The following is a 4,574-nucleotide window of genomic DNA, read 5'->3' on the forward strand; positions in this document are numbered from 1 at the left end:
CGGCGAGGGTCTTTCCGCGGGCGGCGTCGGGGGGTGCGGGGGTGGGGGCGAGGGGGCGGCGCGAGCGGAGTTCCTTGGCGAGGAGCTTGGTGCGGTACTCGCGGGGCATGTCGGTGTAGCGCCAGGATTCCTCACCAAGGCGGTCGAAGAGCTGGCCGAGGGCGTGGTGGTGGGCGTCGGCATGTTCGCGGACGTCCATGGTGGCGAGCTGGAGGCCGAAGGCGGAGAGGGTGCGGATGGTGCGGGCGAGGCGGCCGTCGGCGAAGAGGCCGCCGCGGTGTTCGCGCAGTGAGGTCTGGATGATCCGCAGGTCGGTGAGGAGGCCTTCGGTGCCGAGGTAGTCGCGGCCGGGTTCGTGGGGGGTGCCCTTGGCGAGGCGCTGCTTGGTGTTCTCGAGCTTCTGGCGGATGCAGGTGGCCTTGAGGCGGTAGGGCTCTTCGGCGTTGAGGCGCTTGTAGCGGGGGCTGATCTCGGGGAGGTTGTCGAGGTCGGTCTTGAGGCTGGTGGTGAGTTCTTCGGTGGCGCCGGTGTAGCGGATGGAGTTGGAGAGCAGTCCGCGGAGTTCGTCGATCATCTCCAGGGCGTCGTTGATGCCGTGTTCGTGCTGGAGGATGAGGACGTCCCAGGTGACGTCGGGGGTGACGTTGGGGTTGCCGTCGCGGTCGCCGCCGATCCAGGTGCCGAAGGTGAGGGGGCGGGTGTCGTCGGGGAGGGTGACGCCGACGCGTTCGAGTTCGGCGGTGAGGTCCTCGAGGACGTCGCCGACGGCGCCTGCGTGGAGTTCGTCGAGGTAGTAGATGGCGTTGCGGGCCTCGTCGGCGGGTTCGGGGCGGACGACGCGGAGTTCGTCGGTCTGCCAGACGAGGTCGATGTTCTCGGCGAGGCGGGTGTCGTGGCGGCGGCGGTCGGAGTCGAGGGCGGGGGTTTCGAGGAGGGCGGCGATGCGGCGGAGCTTGTTGAGGACGCTGCGGCGTGCGGCTTCGGTGGGGTGTGCGGTGAAGACGGGCCGGACGTTGAGGTGGGCGACGGTCTGGCGGAGGTGTTCGGGGTCGGCGTCCTTGAGGCGGTCGGCGGTGCGGGAGAGCAGGCCGCCTTCGGCGGCGCGGCGGGCGCGGAGTTCTCGGCCTCGGTGGACCTGTTCGGTGACGTTGGCGAGGTGGAAGTAGGTGGAGAAGGCGCGGACGAGCTTGGCGGCGGTCTCCAGTTCGGTTCCGCGCAGCAGTTCGGCGGCGGCTTCTCCGTCCTCGCGGGTGAGGCGGCGGACCTTTTCCACGAGTTCCAGGAGTTCGGGGCCTTCCTGGCGTACGAGTGTCTCGCCGAGGAGGTCGCCGAGGCGGCGGATGTCGGCGCGCAGCTCGCTGCTGGTGGTCGTGGTCTCGTCGGCACTGCTCACAGGTGCGGCTCCTTGCAGTGTTGAAGCTCGTCTGGGAGGGGTACCCGGACGGGCGTCTCGTGCGGCGGTACCGCTTACGGGCCGGGCGTCCGGGAAAAACTTCAGAGCGGACCGCGCTGTCCGACCGTCTCCAGGATAGGCGGCGGGTGGGACGCGCAGGTTCTCGGGCTCTTGCCGCCGGGCGAGGCACTGCCATACTTACGATGCCGTAGGTTACGGAACCGTAGGGACTCGTGCGGGTCCGCTGGCCCGGCATCGCCCCATACCCTCGACCCCCCAGGGGACGCGTATGACCACCAGTTCCGATGTGATGCCGGGTGCCGCGAAGGCGCCTGGTGACTCCGATGACTCCTCGGTTGCGCCGGCGACGCTCGGCGGGGAGCAGAAGCGTTCGATCGAGCAGATCGCGTTGTTGCTGTTCATCACGGTTCCGTTCCTGGCGCTGCTGGCGGCGGTGCCGTTGGCGTGGGGATGGGGGGTGAGCTGGCTGGACCTGGGTCTGCTGGTCTTCTTCTATTTCCTGGGCTGTCACGGGATCACGATCGGTTTCCACCGTCATTTCACGCATGGTTCGTTCAAGGCGAAGCGGCCGTTGAAGATCGCGTTGGCGATCGCGGGGTCGATGGCGGTGGAGGGGCCGCTGGTGCGGTGGGTGGCGGATCACCGCAAGCATCACAAGTTCTCCGATGCGGAGGGTGATCCGCATTCGCCGTGGCGGTACGGGGAGACGATTCCGGCGCTGATGAAGGGCCTGTGGTGGGCCCATATCGGATGGATGTTCGATGAGGAGCAGACGCCGCAGGACAAGTACGCCCCGGATCTGATCAAGGACCCGGCCATGCGGCGGATCTCCCGGCAGTTCGTGCTGTGGACGGCTGTGTCGCTGCTGCTCCCGCCGCTGATCGGTGGTCTGGTGACGATGTCGTGGTGGGGTGCGTTCACCGCGTTCTTCTGGGGTTCACTCGTCCGGGTGGCGTTGTTGCACCATGTGACGTGGTCGATCAACTCGATCTGCCACGCGGTGGGCAAGCGCCCGTTCAAGTCGCGTGACCGTTCGGGCAACGTGTGGTGGCTGGCGGTGCTGTCGTGCGGGGAGTCGTGGCACAACCTGCATCACGCGGACCCGACGTCGGCCCGGCACGGTGTGGAGCGCGGACAGCTGGACTCGTCGGCGCGGATCATCCGCTGGTTCGAGCAGCTGGGATGGGCGTACGACGTGCGCTGGCCGTCACGCTCGCGTATCGATTCGCGCCGTAACCGGGACGATGACGGCTCCCGGCGCCGGAAGGTGACGGCCGAGGCGGCATGATTGACGCCGTGGCGACCGACTCCAGCACCTCAAGCAACGACAAGCCGCGGCGTACGCGTCGCACCCGGATGACCGGTGCCGAGCGCCGCCAGCAACTGCTGGAGATCGGTCGGACCCTCTTCGCGGCGAAGGGTTTCGAGGGCACGTCGGTGGAGGAGATCGCGGCGAAGGCCGGGGTCTCCAAGCCGGTGGTGTACGAGCACTTCGGCGGCAAGGAGGGCCTGTACGCGGTCGTCGTGGACCGGGAGATGCGGCGGCTGCTGGACATGGTCACGGGCTCGCTGACGGCGGGCCATCCGCGGGAGCTGCTGGAGCAGGCGGCGTTCGCGCTGCTGGACTACATCGAGGAGTCCACGGACGGGTTCCGCATTCTGGTGCGGGACTCCCCCATCCCGCAGTCGACGGGATCCTTCGCGTCGCTGATCTCCGACATCGCCACGCAGGTGGAGGACATCCTCGGCAAGGAGTTCAAGTCGCGCGGCTTCGATTCGAAGCTGGCGCCGCTGTACGCGCAGGCGCTGGTGGGGATGGTGGCGCTGACCGGCCAGTGGTGGCTGGACGTGCGCCGGCCGAAGAAGGCGGAGGTCGCCGCGCATCTGGTGAATCTGGCGTGGCACGGGCTGGACGGGCTGGAGCCGAAGCCGCGGCTGGTGGGGCACCGCAAGAACTGACGGCGGGTGGCGGGCTGCTCGCGAACGGCGCGGGGCGCCTTCTGTCCGTCTTTCCGTCCGAGGGCGGTGGCGGCCGTCCGGGCCGCGGCAGCGGCCGGCACACCGCACACATGGGTGAGGGCCCCCTGGCGTGGGGGCCCTCACCCATGTGTGCGGTGTGTCGGGGGGCGGTGCCCGGCGGCCGGTTCAGTCCTTGAAGACGTCCTTGGTCTTCTCCTTGGCCTGGCGGGCGTCGCCCTTCATCTGGTCGGCCCTGCCCTCGGCGGTCATGCGCTCGTTGCCGGTGGCCCTGCCCATCGCCTCCTTGGCCTTGCCCTTGGCACGTTCCTTCATGGACCTGGCCTTTTCCTCGCCTGCCACGGTGATCACTCCCGGTGAGGTCGGTGGGCTCTGTCTCCGCTGCGGGTGACCCGTGCGGCGGTGTCCAAACACTCGCGCGGCGGACGGGACGGCGGACGGCAGGCGGCGGGCCGGGTCAGGCCCGGCCGTCCTTGACGGCGACGTCCTTGACGGCGACGGCGAACAGGCGGCGGAACGGCAGGACCGTGCCGTAGGGGGCGGCGGGGTAGGCCTCGCGCAGCCGGTCGCGGTACTCGGCGAGGAACGCGTCGCGGGCCTCGGGGTCGTCGGCGAGGGCGGTGAGGACGGGCCGCAGACCGGTGCCCTTGACCCAGTCGAGGACGGGATCCTCGCCGGTGAGGACATGCTGGTACGTCGTCTGCCACACGTCGGCGAAGCAGCCCAGCCGGGCGAGCGTGTCCAGGTAGACGCCGGGGGTGTGGACGGAGCCCTCGGGGCGTACGACGTCGGCGAGGCGGTGCTTCCAGCGGGGGCCGCGGGCCAGTTCCCGCATGAGGACGTGCAGCGGGGCGTCGAGGTTGTCGGGGACCTGGAAGGCGAAGGTGCCGCCGGGGGCGAGGGCGGCGGTCCAGTCGGCGAAGCGGTCGAGGTGGCCGGGGACCCACTGGAGGGTGGCGTTGCTGATGATCAGGTCGTGGGTGGTGTCCGGGGTCCAGGTGCGGGCGTCGGCGTGCCGGAAGTCGAGGGTGCCGCCGCCGGGGGTGGGGCCGGCATGTTCGGCGTCGGCGCGGTCGAGCATCTCGGGCGAGTTGTCGTAGCCGGTGATACGGGCGTCGGGCCAGCGCTCGGCGAGGGTGACGGTGACGTTGCCGGGGCCGCAGCCGAGGTCGGCGATGCGGGG

General features: G+C 69.9%; 5 protein-coding genes. 2 read left to right on the forward strand and 3 right to left on the reverse strand.

Annotated elements, in window-relative coordinates:
* Window positions 1–1,393, reverse strand: a 1,393-nt coding sequence (locus MTQ10_RS28175; protein WP_247473146.1) for a phosphoenolpyruvate carboxylase, incomplete at its 3' end; no start/stop codon positions are given.
* A gap of 289 nt (window positions 1,394–1,682) precedes the next feature.
* Between MTQ10_RS28175 and MTQ10_RS28180 the strand changes: the two genes are divergently transcribed.
* Both MTQ10_RS28180 and MTQ10_RS28185 read left to right on the forward strand, forming a co-directional pair.
* Window positions 1,683–2,702 carry an acyl-CoA desaturase gene (locus tag MTQ10_RS28180; protein WP_247473148.1) on the forward strand — a complete coding sequence of 340 codons (1,020 nt, stop codon included), beginning with the start codon at window positions 1,683–1,685 and terminating at the stop codon, window positions 2,700–2,702.
* On the forward strand, window positions 2,699–3,373 hold the full coding sequence (locus tag MTQ10_RS28185) for a TetR/AcrR family transcriptional regulator (protein ID WP_247473150.1): 675 nt from the start codon (window positions 2,699–2,701) through the stop codon (window positions 3,371–3,373). The genes MTQ10_RS28180 and MTQ10_RS28185 overlap by 4 nt, the downstream gene beginning before the upstream one ends.
* Before the next feature lie 186 nt (window positions 3,374–3,559).
* Here MTQ10_RS28185 and MTQ10_RS28190 read toward each other — a convergent pair whose 3' ends face one another.
* Window positions 3,560–3,733: a CsbD family protein gene (locus MTQ10_RS28190; protein WP_247473152.1), complete on the reverse strand. Its 174-nt coding sequence runs from the start codon at window positions 3,731–3,733 to the stop codon at window positions 3,560–3,562.
* A 115-nt stretch (window positions 3,734–3,848) separates the two neighbouring features.
* Window positions 3,849–4,574: methyltransferase domain-containing protein (locus MTQ10_RS28195; RefSeq protein ID WP_247473155.1), on the reverse strand; the 726-nt coding region annotated here is incomplete at its 5' end.

It is taken from the genome of Streptomyces sp. XM83C, assembly GCF_023072675.1.
Taxonomy (GTDB): domain Bacteria; phylum Actinomycetota; class Actinomycetes; order Streptomycetales; family Streptomycetaceae; genus Streptomyces; species Streptomyces thermocoprophilus.

Excerpts from the sequence above, each read along its gene's own strand:
- MTQ10_RS28180 (WP_247473148.1), top strand. The coding sequence starts at position 1,683 with ATGACCACCAGTTCCGATGTGATGCCGGGTGCCGCGAAGGCGCCTGGT.
- MTQ10_RS28185 (WP_247473150.1), top strand. The coding sequence starts at position 2,699 with ATGATTGACGCCGTGGCGACCGACTCCAGCACCTCAAGCAACGACAAG.